We start from the raw sequence: 18,416 nt of genomic DNA, 5'->3' as shown, positions 1-18,416 counted from the left end.
TTGTCCAAAGGTTCCTCCCGGCAAAACATTCGATTGCCGACTCTTCTTGTCTTCCCCGAGTGATAATAGGGTGCACTATTAGTAAGTAATGATGTGGTTATGAAACGAAAAGACATGATTCAATTCTATGAATTTGTTGAACACAATTTTATGTTCAGGCAATTCAATGTGGATGATGTTTTGTTTACCAATTATGATTGTCCGTTACTTGGCTCACCGGTTGACTACTATGCCAAAAAGAACTACTTCTGTTATGTTTTTGCAGGAGGTGGGCGTTGGAAAACGCCAACAGAAGAATATGTGTTTCAAGCAGGTGACGCGGCTTTCTTAAAAAAAGGCCCTCATCGTGTCTATAAAATACTCAATGGGGATTTCTGTGCGCTACTAATTTTCGTACCCGATGATTTTATTGCTTCGGTAATTAAAGAAAACTGTGCGTGGGAAATGAATACAACCAAAATAACCCCTACCGACTGTGTTATTCCGTTACATCTCGACAAGACCCTGAAGGATTATTTCGATACGATGATGAACTATTTTACATTGAATGCCCCGCCTTCCAAAAGTCTGCTTAAAATTAAATTTAAAGAACTAATCGTCAATATAGCTACTGGAGGGCATAATCCAGAATTGGCCGATTACTTCAAGGAGGTCAGTACGAATGCGAAGAAAGCATTGAAGCCTATTATGGAAGAACACTTTCTTTTTAATCTAAAATTGAAGGAATTTGCAAAATTAAGCGGCAGAAGTTTGGCCACTTTCAACCGTGATTTTTTTAAGCTTTACCAAACCACCCCGGGAAAATGGTTAAAACGAAAAAGAATTGAGTATGGCAAATACTTATTGGAGACCACGGATTTAAATATCAATCAGATCGCTTTGGATATTGGTTTCGAAAACACCTCCCATTTCATCAAATCGTTTAAAGCGCATTATAAAAGTCCCCCGCTTCAATTTAAGAAAATGCTGAGGCAGCAAATGGCACTTCAGTCCGTTTGAGATTTCTAGCACATTTTTTGAATGTTTTAGCAAATGGAAAGGGATATATGTTTCCTAATTTGTCGGATAGAAAAAAAATAGGTTCCCGATGAAATTATGCACTGCAATACCGGCTTTCATACTATTTGCGTGTTTTCATGCTTGTACGGCACCAGAGGCTACAATTGATCAGTATCAGGCTACGATGGTCTCGCGATTTAATGAGAAAATTTTGGAAATCGCAATTGCCGATGATAATCTATTGACATTAAAAGGGGTTCGGACAGCTGCCATGGCCCATTTAGCCATACACGATGCTTTGAATAGCATTATTCCGGTATATGGGCACTATGTGTATCACGAATTGACACCTGGTGCAGACCCGGAGACAGCGGCGGCCTATGCTGCCTATACCATAGTTTTGGACCAATATCCCGATGAGGAGGAGAACTTCAAGCAACTTTTCGATCAATATGTGCAGGATATAAGTGAAGAACCGGGTAAAGTAGCTGCCCAAGTCTTGGGGCAAGCTTCGGCAAAAGCTGTTTTAAAACATCGCGCTCTTGATAATTGGAACGGTATTGAGGAATATACGATGCACCCAATGGCCCCAGGTGTATATGCTGAATTCAACGAGCATAGCGGAACCCCGGAAGGCTTCGTATTCGGTGCAGGTTGGGCCGTCGCAAAACCCTTTGCGCTTCCAGATCATAGCTATTTCAGGGCTCCTCCACCTCCGGAAATTAATAGCGAGGCGTATACAGAGGCTTTTGAAGAAGTCAAGTCCCTAGGTGGTTATCGGAGTGAGGGGAGAACAGAGGATCAGACACATCTGGCAATGTGGTGGAAAGAATTCGTCGAAAGTTCTCACAACAAATTGGCACGGGATTTAGTGGCTAAGGAGGGACTGAACCTGTGGATGGCGAATAGGGCATATGCCTTGATGAACATGGCCATATATGATGGCTACGTCAATGTGTTCGATAATAAGTTTCACTACAACCACTGGCGGCCTTATACGGCCATTCGTTGGGCAGAAAATGATGGTAATCCTGATACCCGGGCCGATTTGGAATGGAATAACCTGCATCGTCATACGTATCCGTTTCCTTCGTATCCATCGGCACATGGCACAGCAAGTACGGCTGCAATGACCATTCTGGCAGGCGCTTTGGGGAAGGGAGATGCGTATCCCTTTACTATGGTACAGACTGAAGTAGATAGTGCAGGTTTCTTTTCGGGAAAAATGAAAATGAACCCGCCCACAAGATCTTTTGCCAGTTTTTCCCAGGCCGGTATGGAAGCATCCCTATCGCGTGTCTACCTGGGCATACACTTTAGATATGACTCGGTGGAAGGGCATCGGCTTGGTGCCCAAATCGGAAACTATGTGTTTGCCAATTACCTTCGACCATTTGGTGAAAATCCGAATGCTGATCAAGTGCGCCGGAGCGAATAATCCAAGTGATATGCCAAAAGCTTGTTAGGCGCAGTTGGGCCTACTTCAAAATCGCATTTTCATCCGAGAACTTTTTATAGCTGAAATAGATCGCGGTTACTGCAAAAGCTATTAATGAAAGTAACATGGCCACATACATGCCCATGTTTATGGTGCCGGCCATAATTTCCTTTACCCCTAGACCTATGTTCAATACAGGGATAAAAACCGTAGACCATGTGAACTCTATTCCGGGTACCAAAGCCATAACCAGCGGAATGATGATGGCAATGATCAAAGGAGAGGCTTTGCTTTGTGCTTCTTTAAAAGTAGTGGCTCCAGCTACCAATGAAATAATGAATCCCGCCAAAAACATCGAAAATGGAATCAAAAGTAGTAGAATCATGGATATGGACTGAAAGTTGAGCATTTCGTTCAATGCGGTCTTGAAAGTGTCTGGAATATCAGCTATGATTTGAAGTCCGACAATGAGTCCGGTGAGGTTTAAAAGTGCAGGCATAAAACCTAACAAAGAAGCCACAATAGCCTTTCCTAGTAATACGGAGAATTTTGAAATAGGCAAGGAAAGGGTGGTCTCAATAGTTTTGCGTTCTTTTTCACCGGTCACAAGGTCAATGGCCGCCAATAAGCAACCTCCCCACATCGTCAATATGAAAATATAGGGTATAAAACCACCCACGCGTTTACCGATGAGTTCTTTTTGCTCCCCGACTTCAACATAGTTTTCTGTAAAGGGCGTCATTTTTTCAATCGGAATCCGTAACCGGGCAATACGTTGTTCTTTAAGGGTTGTGTTATAGGATTCCAATATGTTTGAAACTCGGCCATTAACATTGTCTTTGGTTCCGTTGCGATATACTTGTATCTCATTTGGAGCCAGACTATCCATCCGGGATGTCCAATCTGAAGGAAAGACCAAGGCCGTTTGAATGGTTCCCTCATCGATCAACGCTTTACAATCTATAGATTCCGAATAATTGATTACCCTATTCAAGGTGTCGTGTTTGACCATCTTCAGAAAATCTTCGGGAGCATTGACCATACCTATGGTAATGGTTTTTTCTTCATTACTTTTTTGAATCATCTGGGTCACCTTGATTCCACCGAACATGAGTAGCGGAATTAGTAAGGTTGGTAGTACAATGGAATTGATAATGGTTTTTCTGTCTCTCAGAAGCTCGGTCAATTCCTTTTTAATGACGATCATCAGTTCTCTCATCTTAGGCCTCTTTTACTCGGTTAATGAATTCTTGGGTAAGGTTATCCGCTTTCATATCATTTTTGAAATTTGCAAAAGAATCGTTATAAATGATGGACCCTTTGTTGATGATGGCCAAGTCGTCGCATAGCAGGTCCACTTCACTCATGATGTGCGACGAGAAAATAACGGTCTTATGGTCCGCTTTTGATTCGCGTATCAAATCGATGATGCTATCGGCAGTAATGACATCGAGCCCTGAGGTGGGTTCATCGAAAATGAGAACCTCTGGATCGTGAATTAAGGTGCGCGCGATGGATACTTTTTGTTTCATACCCGTGCTCATTTGTCCTATCCGCTTTTTACGGAATTCGTTGATCCCCAATTTTTCAAACAGGTATGCCTTACGTTGTTGGTAACTGTCTTTTTCTAATTGGTATATGTTGCCAAAAAAATCGAGCGTCTCATCCGGATTCAATCGTTCATAGAGCCCGGTAGACCCGGTCAGAAAACCGATACGTTTTTTAACTTCGTTGTTTCCCTTGGAAATATCGACGTCATCTACGATTGCACTGCCCGATGTCGGATTGATGATACCAGCGATCATGCGCAAGGTTGTGGTCTTTCCCGCCCCGTTCGGCCCTAAAAGTGAAAAAATACGACCTGGTTTACATTCAAAGGAAACTGCGTTTACCGCATTAACGGTCACCGTTTCTTTTTTAAAGCCCTTTCCGGTTTTGGAGGAGAACGATTTGGTTAGATTTGTTAGTTGAATCATGTTTTCTATTTTGATCAGAACACAACCATTAGTTCCCAAAACTTCAAAATGTTACACTATTGTTAGAAATATGTTCGGGAAAAGCGCAGCAGATTCGACGTACGTCCTTGAGTTTATTGATGAAAGAGCATTTGTGGAAAAGGCTTTAAATTAGTGGGCTTATACAAGCACAAGTATCATATTGAGCAAAAGCGATCGGTCTATGAAGTCAAAAGATAACCATACAGAACAGATTAAGGCCGAAGCCAAACGCCTCGGTTTTTTGTCATGTGGTATTTCCAAGGCTGACTTTTTAGAGGAAGAAGCTCCAAGGCTGGAAAAATGGTTGCAAAATAACATGCACGGCGAAATGGGATATATGGAGAACCATTTTGATAAGCGACTGGATCCCCGTAAACTGGTAGAAGGTTCTAAATCGGTCATTTCATTATTGTTGAATTATTTTCCAGAAGAAGCCCAAAACGAAGACACCTACAAAATTTCCAAATACGCCTACGGGCAGGATTACCACCATGTTATCAAAAGAAAATTAAGGTCGCTACAAGAGTTTATCTCAGAAGAGATCGGTGAGGTCGACGGTCGCGCTTTTGTAGATTCCGCACCGGTATTGGACAAGGCATGGGCGGCAAAAAGTGGGCTTGGTTGGATTGGCAAACATTCCAACCTATTGACCCAACAAGTAGGTTCTTTCTATTTCATTGCCGAACTGATTGTAGATATCGTGTTGGAATATGATACTCCGGTCACCGACCACTGCGGAACCTGTACGGCATGTATCGATGCTTGTCCTACTGAAGCGATCGTCGAGCCTTATGTGGTTGATGGCAGCAAGTGCATTTCTTATTTTACCATCGAACTCAAAAACGAGATTCCAACAGAATTCAAGGGACAGTTCGATGATTGGGCTTTTGGTTGTGATGTATGTCAAGACGTCTGCCCTTGGAATCGCTTCTCAAAATCGCATGACGAACCCTTGTTCAATCCAAATCCCGAGCTGCTTTCGATGACCAAAAAGGATTGGGAAGAGATTACAGAGGAAGTTTTCAAAAAAGTATTTCAAAAATCCGCAGTGAAACGGACAAAGTTTTCCGGTTTACAGCGAAATATCAAGTTTTTGCAATAGCACTTGCTTTACTCAAACGTTTGAGTTTTACTATCCCCTTAAGTTTTCATGGCTGAACCATATAAAATGCTATCTTGTTAGGCAGATGTTCACCTCCAAACTATCATTATGATGCAGATTAAAAAACCGAGTCTTACGTTCTGGCAGATTTTCAATATGAATGTTGGATTTCTAGGTATTCAGTATAGCTTTGGGCTGCAACAAACAGCAATAAACCCCATTTTTCTATATTTGGGCGCCCCGGAAGAGATGTTGCCCATTTTGAATATCGCCGGGCCCATTACCGGGCTAATTGTTCAGCCGATAATCGGGGCAATGTCCGACAAAACTTGGTCTCCAAAATGGGGTAGAAGAAAACCCTATTTCTTAATCGGGGCAATCATTGGTAGTCTTTGTTTATTTGCTTTTCCAACCAGTCCCGTATTATGGTTTGCAGTTGGACTTTTATGGATTCTTGACGTCGGGAATAACATGGCGATGGAGCCTTATCGTGCCTTTGTTGGTGATAAGCTTCCCGAAAAACAATTGAGTTTAGGCTATCAAATGCAAAGTCTATTCGTTGGGGCCGGAATACTTTTGGCCAATGGTTCCATTGTACTTTTTCAGTACTTGTTCGGGGGTGATTCGGTAGAGGTCGCCGGTGAGATACCCAAATGGTTGTATTACTCTTTTTATATCGGTGGTATTCTATCTATTACCACCATATTGTGGTCGGTTTTTAAAACTCCGGAAATTCCACCTTCGGATGAAGAACTAGAAGAAATCAATCATACCAAAACCTTACCGATAGGGCAACGAATTGCAAAACCTTTCGCTGAAATATCGGAAGCGATCAAAGATATGCCTTCCTTCATGTGGAAACTTGGTGCTGTCTATCTCTTTCAATGGTATGCGCTTTTTGTGTATTGGCAATACATCACACCTTTGTTCAAATTAACTCTAGGGTATTCGACTTCTGAGGCGGCTTCGCAGTCGGCCCAAATGAGTTTGACCTATAATATAGTTACCATGGTGGTTGCCCTGGCTTTGGTTCCCCTTACGTTGAAGTTTGGAGGAAAAAAGGTGTACGCCCTTAGTTTGGTCGGCACCGGATTGGCCCTTTTTGCCATCCCCTTCATAAATGACCCGTTTTTGGTATTGGCGCCGATGGTACTTTTTGGTATTGGTTGGGCAGCCATGATGGGTATACCTTACACCATGGTTTCAAAAGTGGTTCCTCAAGAACGCAGAGGGGTGTATATGGGTATTCTAAACATGATGATCGTTATCCCCATGGGTATCGAGACGCTCACTTTTGGTCCCATCTATAAATACGTTTTAGGAGGAAGTGCGATTAATGGTATTCTATTTGCCGGAGTATTTTTTATTATCTCGGCCCTGCTGGCGATGCGATTGAATGTTTCCAAAACTGAGGCCGACTAATTCGAATCTTTGAACGCTCAAGCTCGTTTTTACATAGAATACCCCTAAATTTGCGTTCCAAACGAGAACTTAATGAGCAAAAAGAAGACAAGGCGTGAGGCACTTATCTATCACGCCAAGCCCCAACCGGGTAAAATCAAGATTGTTCCTACCAAACCCTATTCGACCCAGCGCGATTTAGCCTTGGCCTATTCTCCAGGAGTCGCTGAGCCCTGTCTTGAAATAGCGAAGAACAAAGATGAGGTCTATCGATACACTTCAAAAGGGAATTTAGTGGCCGTGATTTCAAACGGAACAGCGGTGCTCGGTTTGGGAAATATTGGTCCGGAGGCCTCGAAACCGGTTATGGAGGGGAAAGGATTGCTCTTCAAGATTTTTGCCGATATCGATGGTATGGATATCGAAGTCGACACTGAAGATGTGGATAAATTCATCGAAACCGTTAAGATGATCGCCCCGACTTTCGGAGGTATAAATTTGGAAGATATCAAGGCCCCAGAGGCCTTTGAGATTGAACGGAGGCTCAAAGAAGAATTGGATATTCCGGTAATGCATGATGATCAGCATGGTACCGCGATTATTTCTGCCGCGGCGCTACTCAATGCGCTCGAACTTACCCACAAGAAAATCGAGGATGTTCGTATCGTGGTCAGCGGTGCGGGTGCGGCAGCCGTTTCTTGTACACGCTTGTACAAAGCCTTTGGTGCGAAGGATGAGAATATTGTAATGCTCGATAGCAAAGGGGTAATTCGTAAGGATAGGGAACAGTTATCCAAGGAAAAACTTGAATTTGCATCCGACAGAAAAATAGATACACTCGACGAGGCGATGAAAGATGCCGATGTCTTTATCGGACTTTCCATAGCCGATATCGTGTCACCGGAGATGTTGCGTTCAATGGCCAAAGATCCAATTGTATTCGCTATGGCCAATCCGAATCCGGAAATTGCCTATGATGTGGCCTGCAAAACAAGAGAGGACATTATCATGGCGACTGGCCGATCAGACCATCCGAATCAAGTGAATAATGTTTTAGGTTTCCCCTTTATTTTTAGAGGCGCGCTTGATGTACGGGCCACCGGTATCAATGAAGCGATGAAAATGGCTGCGGTTGAAGCCCTTGCCAAACTAACACGGGAACCAGTACCGGAACAGGTAAATATCGCCTACGGGGAAACCCGACTGACGTTTGGGAAAGACTACATCATTCCCAAACCTTTTGACCCAAGGCTGATTGCCGAAATTCCGCCGGCTGTTGCCAAAGCGGCGATGGAAAGTGGTATCGCAAAAGAACCGATTGACGACTGGGACAGGTATCGTGAAGAATTATTGCAGCGTTCAGGTGACGACAATAAAGTGGTGCGTTTGCTACATAATCGTGCTAAAATGGATTTGAAGAGAATCGTGTTTGCGGAAGCTGATGATATCGATGTACTCAAGGCCGCTCAAATCGTACACGAAGAGGGTATTGCCATTCCGATTCTTTTAGGCAATACGGAGATTATCACCGAATTGAAGCAGGAGTTGGAATTTGATGCCGAAATTTTGATTATCGATCCCATTTCCTCCAAGTCACTCGAAAAAAGAGTACAGTACGCTACCCGATACTGGGAGAACCGAAGACGCAGTGGATCGACCTTGTACAATGCGAAATCAAAAATGCGAGAGCGTAATTATTTTGGATCGATGATGGTGCTGGAAGGGGATGCCGATGGCATGATTTCTGGGCATTCAAGAGCTTTTCCCAGAGTAGTGAAACCCGTTTTTGAGGTAATCGGCAGAGCAACGAACGTCACTCGTGTAGGTTCGGTACATATTATGATTACCAAGAGTGGGCCGCTGTTTTTGGCGGATACTTCTATAAACATTGACCCCACCGCTGAAGAATTGGCCGAGATTGCCCAAAATACGGCTAATGTAGCATCTACCTTTGGTTTCAATCCGGTAATGGCATTGTTGTCATATGCGAACTATGGGTCGTCGACACATCCCAATGCCCAAAAGGTAAAAGAGGCGGTACGTATATTACATGAAAAGAATCCTGACTTGGTGGTCGATGGTGAGATCCAGACCGACTTTGCCTTGAACAAAGAGTTAATGCAGAGCCAATTTCCTTTTTCTAAATTGGCCGGTAAAAAGGTAAATACGCTTATTTTTCCGAATTTGGAATCGGCGAACATTACGTACAAATTATTGAAAGAGTTGAACGGGGCCGACTCCATAGGACCCATAATGGTCGGCTTGCGAAAAGCCGTGCACGTCATTCAATTAGGTGCAAGTGTAGATGAGATGGTGAATATGACCGCCGTCGCTGCCATCGATGCACAGGAAAGGGAGAAAAGAAAGAAAGCCAAAACCGGAAAGTAGATTTGTAGAAAACAGGGTGCAGTCGGTAATTGCTTAGGTGCGATAGGCGGCTGTACTATTTAAATTGGGGCATAGCCTTGAATTTGATTTTTGAACTTTAGAATATGATCCATCATTTAAAAGGCAAATTGGTTGAAAAGAACCCTACTTATGTGGTTGTCGAATGCGCAGGCGTCGGGTATTTCGTGAACATAAGCTTACATACATTTTCGAAACTGTCGGATAGTGAAAATATCCAGCTGTTCACACATTTGCAGGTCAAGGAAGATTCCCACACGCTTTTTGGTTTTTCCGAAAAGTCGGAACGTGAAATTTTTAGGCTGTTGCTCTCTGTTTCCGGTATTGGATCGAGTACCGCCCGAACCATGTTATCTTCTCTTTCCCCCGCCCAAATTCGTGATGCTATTGCGAATGGGGATGTTCCTACAATTCAGGGTATCAAGGGTATAGGAGCGAAAACTGCCCAAAGGGTCATTTTAGACCTTCGCGACAAGGTTTTAAAAGTCTATGATATAGATGAAGTTTCCAGTAATTCAAACAATACAAATAAAGAAGAAGCGTTATCTGCTTTAGAGGTTCTTGGCTTTGCACGTAGGCAAGCTGAAAAGGTAGTCGATAAAGTACTGCTACAGGATCCTTCGCTAAGTGTTGAGAACATCATAAAGCTCGCACTTAAAAATTTGTAACAACTTTGAAAAACGGGGCAAACCAAATACTTAAATCTTCATTTAAGCTATTCTTTCTATTTCTGTTGTTTTTTGTTTTTGTAGGAAAATCCTATGGACAGGAAACAGAAGAGGGAGAAGGCGTCACTCAAGAAGTCGATTCAGTAAAGACCGGATTTGCTCTTGGGAAAATACTATTGGAAAATCCCGATAGTATCGTCTCCAAATATATTTACGACTCAAACCTGGATCGGTATATCTATAACGAAAGCGTTGGTGAATTCAATATCGGTTACCCGATTATCTTGACACCGGAACAATATTTCGAGTTGGTGCAGAAGGAGAGCATGAAGGATTACTTCAAGGAAAAAGCCGATGCCTTTTCCGGAAAAAAAGAAGGAAGTCAAGAAGCCCGAAAAAATCTGCTCCCCAATTTTTACATCAATAATAATTTCTTTCAGTCCGTTTTCGGTGGAAATACCATAGAAGTGATTCCCCAGGGTTCGGTGGCTATGGATTTGGGTGTTATTTGGCAGAAGAACGATAATCCTTCACTATCTCCCAGAAACAGGACCAATCTTTCCTTTGATTTTGATCAGCGTATCAGTTTGAGTATGTTGGGCAAGATCGGCGAACGCTTACAGGTTACGGCCAACTATGATACGGAGGCGACCTTTGATTTTCAGAATATTGTAAAGTTGGACTACACGCCCACCGAAGATGATATTATCCAAAGCATCGAAGTCGGTAATGTCAATATGCCATTGAACAGTTCATTGATTACCGGTGCGCAAAGCCTTTTTGGGGTAAAGACCCAATTGCAGTTCGGACGGACGAAAGTGACCGCTGTTTTTTCTGAACAACGTTCGCAGAGCAATACAGTAGTCGCGCAGGGTGGAGGAACCGTAAATGAGTTTACGATTACCGCTCTTGATTATGATGAGGATAAACACTTCTTTTTATCACAATATTTTAGGGATAATTATGATAGGGCACTTGAGAACTATCCATTTATCAATAGCCAGGTGCAGATAACGCGATTGGAAGTTTGGGTGACCAACAGAAGTCAGCAGACTTTAAATGTCCGTAATGTAGTAGCCTTGCAAGATTTAGGGGAAACCAGATTCGGTTTGACCGATACGGGTTCAGCGGATGTCGAAAAAACTAGAATTGGTCAAACGGCCGGTGCTTCGGCGAGTGGTTTCTTTAGTGCGGCCAGTTTGAGTCCTTTTCCTAGAAACGATGCCAATGCCTTGAACCCGGCTTTGATAGGTCAGGGAGGGAGTGCCCTGAACGATAGAATACGTGAAATTGCTACCGTGGATAATGGTTTCAACATGACCGTGCCCGGATACACCTTCAATCAAGGGTTCGACTATGCCATTTTGGAAAATGCCAGAAAGCTGGATCCTGGCAGGGACTTCGATTTTAATTCGCAATTGGGCTATATTTCCTTGAACCAACGCTTGAGCAATGATGAGGTGTTAGGGGTTGCTTTTCAGTATACGGTCAATGGAGAAGTTTTTCAAGTGGGGGAATTCGCCAATGGTGGTTTGGATGCCACGACCGTTTCCGGCGGGGCCAATCCGATTATCGAGAATAATACCTTGATTCTTAAATTATTGAAGAGTAACATCACCAATGTGCAAGATCCAATTTGGGATCTGATGATGAAAAATATCTACGCAACCGGTGCTTTTCGCTTGAGTCAGGAGGACTTTAAGTTGAATATTCTGTATTCCGACCCAACACCAAGAAACTATATTACTCCCGTTGAACCCTTTCCTGCCTCTGCCAATAGTGATATCGGAAAACCGCTGGAAGAACGGATACTTTTAGATGTCTTCAATCTCGATCGATTGAATGTTTATAATGATGTACAGCCCGGGGGTGACGGATTTTTCGACTTTGTGCCAGGCCTAACGGTCAATCAACAAGATGGGTTAATCGTGTTTACCCAGACGGAGCCTTTTGGCCAGTATCTTTTCAACACCTTAGGAGGAGGTGACTATAGTGCCAATGAGACCGCTTTTAATGAAAATCAGAAAAAGTATGTCTTCAGGGATATGTACGAATTGACTAAAGCAGCTGCTTTACAAGACCCTGAAAAAAATAAATTTCTCTTAAAAGGAAGGTATAAATCAGAAGGCAGCAATGGTATTCCGATCGGGGCTTTCAATGTGCCGAGAGGTTCAGTGCGTGTTACCGCGGGAGGAAGACAGTTGCAAGAAGGAATCGATTACGTGGTGAATTACCAGGCCGGTACCGTAAATATTTTAGATCCGAATCTAGAATCCTCCAATGTGCCGATTAACATATCCGTAGAGAACAATGCCGTATTCGGACAGCAGACTCGACGCTTTACAGGGTTTAATATCGAGCATCAGGTCAGTAAAAACTTTGTCTTAGGCGGTACCTTGTTGAATTTGAACGAAAGGCCGTTGACCCAAAAATCGAATTTTGGGGTGGAACCCGTAAACAATACCATTTTTGGCTTGAATGGAAACTTCTCTACCGAAGTACCGTTCCTCACCCGTTTGGCGAATAAATTACCGAATATAGATACCGACGTTCCGTCCAATGTATCGGTGAGGGCAGAGGTAGCTTGGTTAAAGCCCAATTCCCCTAAAAATGCGGATTTTCAGGGCGAAACAACGACCTATTTAGATGATTTTGAAGGAGCGCAGCGTTTGATCGATATCCGTTCTTCTCTAGGTTGGACTTTAGCAAGTACCCCGCTTGAGTTTGTAGACGGCCAATTATTGGGCAGTGATCCTGAGGATCCCGCCAATGTGCAAAATGGTTACGGTCGTGCGAAGATGTCTTGGTATACCATTGACCCGATCTTCTATACGAGCCAGAGACCTGCGGGTATTTCCGATAGCGATATGTCCACCAATGAAACGAGACGTATTTTCATCGATCGCCTCTTTCAACAAGACGTAGCGCAAGGGCAGACCCAAGTTCAAAATACCTTGAATATCAACTATTTTCCGGATCAAAAAGGCCCCTACAATAATAGTCCGAGCTTTGATGCGACCCCTGCTGACCAAAAATGGGGGGGTATCATGCGTTCGTTGAGCAGTACCAATTTTGAACAGGCGAATGTGGAATTCGTACAGTTTTGGGTTTTGGATCCCTATGTAGACGGTATCACCAGTAGTGAAGGGGAGTTGGTATTGAACTTTGGTAATATTTCCGAGGATATTTTGAAAGATGGTAAAAAGCAATACGAAAACGGATTACCGGGTGTAAATAGTACTGACTTGGTTTCGCCATCTTCATGGGGTCAAGTGCCCGCGACGCAAGCCTTGGTCTATGCCTTTGATGCGGATGAGGCCAACCGGAGTTTACAAGATGTAGGTTTTGATGGCTTAAGCGATAGTGAAGAAGGTTCTATTTTTAACAACAATAGCGGAGATGACCCCGCCTTGGATAATTATCAGTACTACTTGAACAGGGATGGAGACATTCTCACCAGATATTTAGACTTCAATAATCCCGATGGAAACTCCCCCGTTGAGGTGACCAATACCAACCGAGGGTCGAATACCTTGCCCGACGTGGAGGATATCGATCGTGATTTGACCATGAATACGGTCAATAGCTATTATGAATACCGCATTCCGATCAAGGAGTTCACCTCTATCAATGATAAATACGTCACCGATATTTTGGAAACGGCTCAGGTTCCTACTAGTGAGGTTCCTGATGGTAGTGCAGTCGAACGACGTTGGATTCAATACAAAATACCTTTGACCGATTTTACTGAAGCCGTAGGGGGGATTACCGATTTCAGGTCCATCAGCTTTCTAAGAATGTACTTGACAGGGTTTACCACACCAACAGTGCTAAGATTTGCGACACTTGACTTGGTCAGTGGTGATTGGCGTACGTATACCAAGACCTTACAAGATCCCGATATTGATGCGGATCCAACCGATGATAATACGGTAATCGATGTCAACGCAGTTAATATCGAAGAGAACTCAAACCGAACGCCCATTCCCTATGTGTTACCACCAGGAGTTCAGCGCGAACGTCTTAATAATAACAACACCATTATTCGTCAGAATGAGCAATCGCTCTCGTTCGTGGTCGAGAACTTGGAATCGGAAGACTCGCGCGGGGTATTCAAGAACCTAAGTATCGATTTAAGGCAGTATAAGAAAATCAAAATGTTCTTACATGCCGAAGAAATATCGGAAGGTGATTATCCTGATGGGGCAACACCATTGGTCGGCTTCTTGAGAATAGGTACCGATTTTACACAAAATTATTATCAAATTGAATTGCCTTTGGAATTTACCCCGTTCACAGGTGTTTCCGAAAGTGAAATATGGCCCGATATCAATGAAATGGAAGTGATTTTAGCCGATTTGAACAAGGTGAAATCCGAACGTCTGGCCAATATCGGAACAGATCCCCTGAATGAACTACGCTTTTTTGACATTGTCGATGGCGAGGTCGTTCCCGTGGCGGAATTCGCCCCACGTCAGTTGGGTCAAATTCGGGTAGGGATACAAGGAAATCCATCTTTGGGAAGTATCCGTAGCATGATGGTCGGTGTCAAGAATACCGATAACCTTCCTGCAAGGGGTGAAGTATGGTTCAATGAATTGCGATTAGCCGGTCTTGATAATAACGGGGGCTGGGCCGCGGTAGGTGCAATCGACGCAAATATGGCCGATTTTGCCAATGTAACCGCAACAGGTAGTACCAGTACTTCCGGGTTTGGGGCCATCGATCAAATGCCTAATGAGCGAGCTCGAGAAGATGCTGTTGCTTACGATGTAGTTACCAATATCAATGTCGGGCAGTTATTACCAAAAAAATGGGGCTTACAAGTACCCTTTAACTACGGTATTTCGGAACAGATCATTACTCCGGAATTTGACCCGGTGTATGATGATTTGAAACTACAGGACCGCATTGATGCAGCGCCGGAAACGGTCGCTGATGGAGATACCACGCCCACTAAGGAGCAGATTCAAGAACAGGCCGAAGATTATACGAAAAGAACAAGTATTAACCTGATCGGTGTGCGCAAAGATCGTGGTGAAGAGGCAAAAGCCAATTTCTATGATGTTGAGAACTTTACGTTCAACTATTCCTATAACGAAACCGAACATCGCGATTTTGAAGTAGCTGCCCTGCGGGATCAGAGTGTAAATACGGGGTTTGTGTACAATCATGCGTTTCAGCCTTTGGAGGTGGCTCCCTTTGCCAAAAAGGATTCCCTTTTTACCGGAAAGTACTGGCAGTGGTTGAAAGAGCTGAACCTGAACCTTTTGCCTACGACGATTTCCCTCAATTCGAATATCGATCGACAGTTCAACCAACAACGCTTTAGGGATGTCAGTCAAGAGGGGTTTGAAGCACTTGATTTACCGACCCTACAACAGCGTAATTATCTATTCAACTGGCAATATGCAATCAATTACAGTTTGACCAAATCATTGCGATTGAACCTGACCGGTAGTAATAATGCGATCGTACGAAATTATTTTAATGAAGAGGGCGACCCGAATTCAGGATTCCGGGAAGAACTTGGGCTTTGGGATGGTTTTTGGGACCTTGGCGAACCCAACCGCCATGCCCAACAATTAGAGCTCAATTACGAGATTCCATTTAGTAAAATACCGGCCCTTGACTTCATCAACGCACAATATTCCTATACCAGCAATTTCGACTGGCAGAGGGGTGGGGATGCTTTGATAGAGGTAGCTGGAGAAGCCATAAATACAGTTCAAAACGCCAATACCCATAATATTACGGCCTCGCTATCGATGCAGAAGTTCTATGATCTTATAGGACTCAAAAAACGCGATGGAAAGACCCAGGCCAATGCTGCACCGATACGTAGGGATAAAGCAGGAAACACCGATGAAAAAGAGAAAAAGGGGCCGCGTAAAACCAGCAAACTTTTTAATACTGCTGTAGATGTGTTGACCATGGTCAAGCGCTTGAACATCAATTACAATGAATCGAACGGAAAGGTATTGCCCGGGTATACGGAATCCTTAGGTTTCGTGGGAACTACTAGGCCCAGTATCGGTTTTGTGTTCGGGAGTCAGGCCGATGTTCGTTTTGAAGCCGCAAGAAGAGGATGGTTGACCCAATTTGATGGTTTTAATTCCCAGTATTTGCAAAATACCAACAAGCAATTGAATATTACAGCAACAGCACAACCCTTACCGGACTTGACCATTGATTTGGTCGCAGATCGTCAGTTTGCTTCAAATTATCAGGAAACCTTTGAAGTTGTCGATGATCCCCAAGGAGAGTTGAGCTACAATGCGCTATTGGGCAATAACCTGGGTAACTTCAGTATTTCAACAATGATGATCGGTACCGCTTTTGGAAAAAGTGACGAATTTACCTCCGAGAACTTTGAAAAATTCAAAGAGAACAGAATTACGATCGCCAACCGTATCGAAGCTGACCGCGGGAACAGATCAGGAGGTGTTGACGCCGAAAATTTTCCCGAACGTTACAGTAAAACCCAGCCCGATGTGCTACTTCCCGCCTTTTTCGCTGCGTATACCGGCCAAGACGCAAATCGGGTCAATTTAGATGCGTTCCGTGACATTCCGATTCCCAATTGGAATATCAAGTATACTGGACTGATGAAAAATAAATGGTTCAAAAAGAAATTCAAACGGTTTTCCGTAAGCCATGGATACCGTGCGGCCTACAGTATCAATTCGTTCCAGACCAATTTGGAAAAGGAGAATGGCGCATTTCTTCCCATTGATTTATCAGTGAGTGCTCAAGATAGGGATGTGTCCGATGGGGATATTCTTCCTGATTTGATTTTGAACAATGTCGTACTTACAGATCAATTCAATCCGTTGATCCGACTGGATTTCGAAATGAAAAACGCGTTGAGCGTATTGGCCGAGGTGCGAACAGATCGTATGCTTTCGCTTAGTTTTGATAACAATCTTATGACCGAGCAAAATGGGAAGGAATATACGGTAGGACTAGGTTATCGCATCAAGGATGTCAAATTCGTGACCAATATCGGAGGTAGTAAAACGCGTCTCAAGGGAGATTTGAACCTTAAGGCCGATGTGACCCTTAGAGATAATATTACCATCATTAGAAACCTCGATATCGACAATAACCAAATCACTTCAGGTCAAAACCTATTATCGATCAAGTTCACCGCGGATTATGCGCTCAGTAAGAACCTGAATGCCTTGTTCTTCTATGACCATTCCTTTTCACAATTTGCCGTTTCTACGGCCTTTCCACAGACCACCATCAATACGGGCTTCACCTTACGCTACAACTTCGGAAACTGATACGGCTAGCTGCGGTCAAGAAATAAAGAACTTTCTTAAAGCCAAGAGCCAAGAGCCAAGAGCCAAGAGCCAAGAGCCAAGAGCGGACGAAAACTCCAAATCTCAAATCCCAAATTCAAGGGGCTAATAGCAAACCACCAAAAAATCGAAACCACGAACCAAGCTTGAATTTGACCTTTGAACTTGAACTTGAGTTTGATTTTTGAACTTGAGTTTGACCCTTGAATTTGTATTTGATTTTCGAATTTGTAATTGCCTCGGAATCCGCTACATTTGTTTCGCTATTTAAAACAAGACAAATGAACATTCCATCAGAATTAAAGTACACTAAAGACCATGAGTGGGTAAGCATCGAAGGAGATGTAGCTACTGTCGGTATTACGGACTTTGCTCAGGGCGAGTTAGGTGATATAGTATATGTAGAGGTAGAAACACTTGATGAGACCCTAGGTCAAGAAGAGGTTTTCGGAACCGTAGAAGCCGTAAAAACCGTTTCAGACCTGTTTCTTCCCCTAAGTGGTGAGATTATCGAATTTAATGAGGCATTGGAAGACGAACCTGAAAAGGTGAATTCAGATCCCTATGGAGAGGGCTGGATGATAAAAATCAGGATTTCAGACGCTTCTCAAGTTGATGATTTGATGAGCGACGAAGACTACAAGGCGTTGATCGGTGCTTAGAAAACCTTTTTTTACAGTTGCTTTTATAGGTTGGATGGTGTTCATCACTTTTTCCAGCCTTTATTCTTTTAAGGGCTTTAAGGGATCGTCCAATTTCATTCCCCATGCAGATAAACTGGTCCACTTTATCTTTTATTTCGTTGCCTGCGTTTTAGGCGTATTTTTCATTAGAGAGTTGACAAGAGGGTCGGTACGATTGAAAAAAGCCTTTGTGATTATGGTGGTCGCAATGGTGGTCTTTGGCGTGATTATTGAGGTTATTCAACATGAATTTACCCTAAATAGAGAGGGCGATTTTTTCGATGCTTTGGCCAATAGCCTAGGCGCAATTAGTGGTGCTGGGGTCTTGAACTATGTATTTTCTAACCGACAAGCGCTAAAATGGAAAATTTAGTTGCTTTTTAACTAAAATATTAATTAAATTAGCAAACACTTA

The 18,416-nt window shown here is 43.3% G+C and carries 11 protein-coding genes; 9 read left to right on the top strand and 2 right to left on the bottom strand.

From position 1 onward, the window contains the following. Nucleotides 1-99: 99 nt before the first annotated feature. Both ACKWCA_RS00935 and ACKWCA_RS00930 read left to right on the top strand, forming a co-directional pair. Nucleotides 100-999 (top strand): helix-turn-helix domain-containing protein, encoded by a 900-nt coding sequence (locus ACKWCA_RS00935; RefSeq protein ID WP_413976256.1) that lies wholly within the window; start codon nucleotides 100-102, stop codon nucleotides 997-999. 88 nt (nucleotides 1,000-1,087) lie between these two features. Next, nucleotides 1,088-2,437 carry a vanadium-dependent haloperoxidase gene (locus tag ACKWCA_RS00930; RefSeq protein ID WP_413976255.1) on the top strand — a complete coding sequence of 450 codons (1,350 nt, stop codon included), beginning with the start codon at nucleotides 1,088-1,090 and terminating at the stop codon, nucleotides 2,435-2,437. A 40-nt stretch (nucleotides 2,438-2,477) separates the two neighbouring features. On the opposite strand, the gene ACKWCA_RS00925 is transcribed toward ACKWCA_RS00930, so the two are convergent. Together ACKWCA_RS00925 and ACKWCA_RS00920 are read right to left on the bottom strand one after the other, a co-directional pair. Continuing rightward, complete coding sequence (locus tag ACKWCA_RS00925; RefSeq protein ID WP_413976254.1) at nucleotides 2,478-3,656, bottom strand: ABC transporter permease; 1,179 nt, start codon at nucleotides 3,654-3,656, stop codon at nucleotides 2,478-2,480. Between the two features lies 1 nt (nucleotide 3,657). Beyond that, the gene (locus ACKWCA_RS00920; protein ID WP_413976253.1) at nucleotides 3,658-4,413 is read right to left on the bottom strand and encodes an ABC transporter ATP-binding protein; all 756 of its coding nucleotides are present in this window, start codon (nucleotides 4,411-4,413) and stop codon (nucleotides 3,658-3,660) included. 202 nt (nucleotides 4,414-4,615) lie between these two features. Here ACKWCA_RS00920 and queG point away from each other — a divergent pair, with 202 nt between their 5' ends. The 7 genes from queG (at nucleotide 4,616) to ACKWCA_RS00885 (ending at nucleotide 18,374) form a co-directional block, all read left to right on the top strand. After that, nucleotides 4,616-5,536, top strand: a complete 921-nt coding sequence (queG, locus tag ACKWCA_RS00915; protein ID WP_413976252.1) for a tRNA epoxyqueuosine(34) reductase QueG — start codon at nucleotides 4,616-4,618, stop codon at nucleotides 5,534-5,536. A 111-nt stretch (nucleotides 5,537-5,647) separates the two neighbouring features. Beyond that, entirely contained in the window at nucleotides 5,648-6,958 is a 1,311-nt protein-coding gene (locus ACKWCA_RS00910; RefSeq protein WP_413977105.1) for an MFS transporter, read from the top strand. A 72-nt stretch (nucleotides 6,959-7,030) separates the two neighbouring features. Continuing rightward, nucleotides 7,031-9,325, top strand: a complete 2,295-nt coding sequence (locus tag ACKWCA_RS00905) for an NADP-dependent malic enzyme (RefSeq protein WP_413976251.1) — start codon at nucleotides 7,031-7,033, stop codon at nucleotides 9,323-9,325. Nucleotides 9,326-9,429: 104 nt separating this feature from the next. Further along, nucleotides 9,430-10,011, top strand: coding sequence for a Holliday junction branch migration protein RuvA (gene ruvA, locus ACKWCA_RS00900; RefSeq protein WP_413976250.1), 582 nt, complete (start codon nucleotides 9,430-9,432; stop codon nucleotides 10,009-10,011). A 5-nt stretch (nucleotides 10,012-10,016) separates the two neighbouring features. After that, nucleotides 10,017-17,300 carry a T9SS outer membrane translocon Sov/SprA gene (sov, locus tag ACKWCA_RS00895; RefSeq protein WP_413976249.1) on the top strand — a complete coding sequence of 2,428 codons (7,284 nt, stop codon included), beginning with the start codon at nucleotides 10,017-10,019 and terminating at the stop codon, nucleotides 17,298-17,300. 299 nt (nucleotides 17,301-17,599) lie between these two features. Then, the gene (gene gcvH, locus ACKWCA_RS00890) at nucleotides 17,600-17,980 is read left to right on the top strand and encodes a glycine cleavage system protein GcvH (protein ID WP_413976248.1); all 381 of its coding nucleotides are present in this window, start codon (nucleotides 17,600-17,602) and stop codon (nucleotides 17,978-17,980) included. Then, on the top strand, nucleotides 17,973-18,374 hold the full coding sequence (locus ACKWCA_RS00885) for a VanZ family protein (RefSeq protein WP_413976247.1): 402 nt from the start codon (nucleotides 17,973-17,975) through the stop codon (nucleotides 18,372-18,374). The genes gcvH and ACKWCA_RS00885 overlap by 8 nt, the downstream gene beginning before the upstream one ends. Nucleotides 18,375-18,416: the final 42 nt, after the last annotated feature.

Source organism: Maribacter corallii (assembly GCF_047345415.1).
GTDB lineage: Bacteria > Bacteroidota > Bacteroidia > Flavobacteriales > Flavobacteriaceae > Maribacter_C.
This window is presented reverse-complemented; position numbering and strand designations above follow the sequence as displayed.

Bases quoted from the DNA above. Each gene is read 5' to 3' on its own strand.
- ACKWCA_RS00935 (WP_413976256.1), top strand. From the start codon at position 100: ATGAAACGAAAAGACATGATTCAATTCTATGAATTTGTTGAACACAAT.
- ruvA (WP_413976250.1), top strand. From the start codon at position 9,430: ATGATCCATCATTTAAAAGGCAAATTGGTTGAAAAGAACCCTACTTAT.
- ACKWCA_RS00925 (WP_413976254.1), bottom strand. From the start codon at position 3,656: ATGAGAGAACTGATGATCGTCATTAAAAAGGAATTGACCGAGCTTCTG.
- ACKWCA_RS00930 (WP_413976255.1), top strand. From the start codon at position 1,088: ATGAAATTATGCACTGCAATACCGGCTTTCATACTATTTGCGTGTTTT.
- ACKWCA_RS00905 (WP_413976251.1), top strand. From the start codon at position 7,031: ATGAGCAAAAAGAAGACAAGGCGTGAGGCACTTATCTATCACGCCAAG.
- ACKWCA_RS00910 (WP_413977105.1), top strand. From the start codon at position 5,648: ATGCAGATTAAAAAACCGAGTCTTACGTTCTGGCAGATTTTCAATATG.
- ACKWCA_RS00920 (WP_413976253.1), bottom strand. From the start codon at position 4,413: ATGATTCAACTAACAAATCTAACCAAATCGTTCTCCTCCAAAACCGGA.
- queG (WP_413976252.1), top strand. From the start codon at position 4,616: ATGAAGTCAAAAGATAACCATACAGAACAGATTAAGGCCGAAGCCAAA.
- gcvH (WP_413976248.1), top strand. From the start codon at position 17,600: ATGAACATTCCATCAGAATTAAAGTACACTAAAGACCATGAGTGGGTA.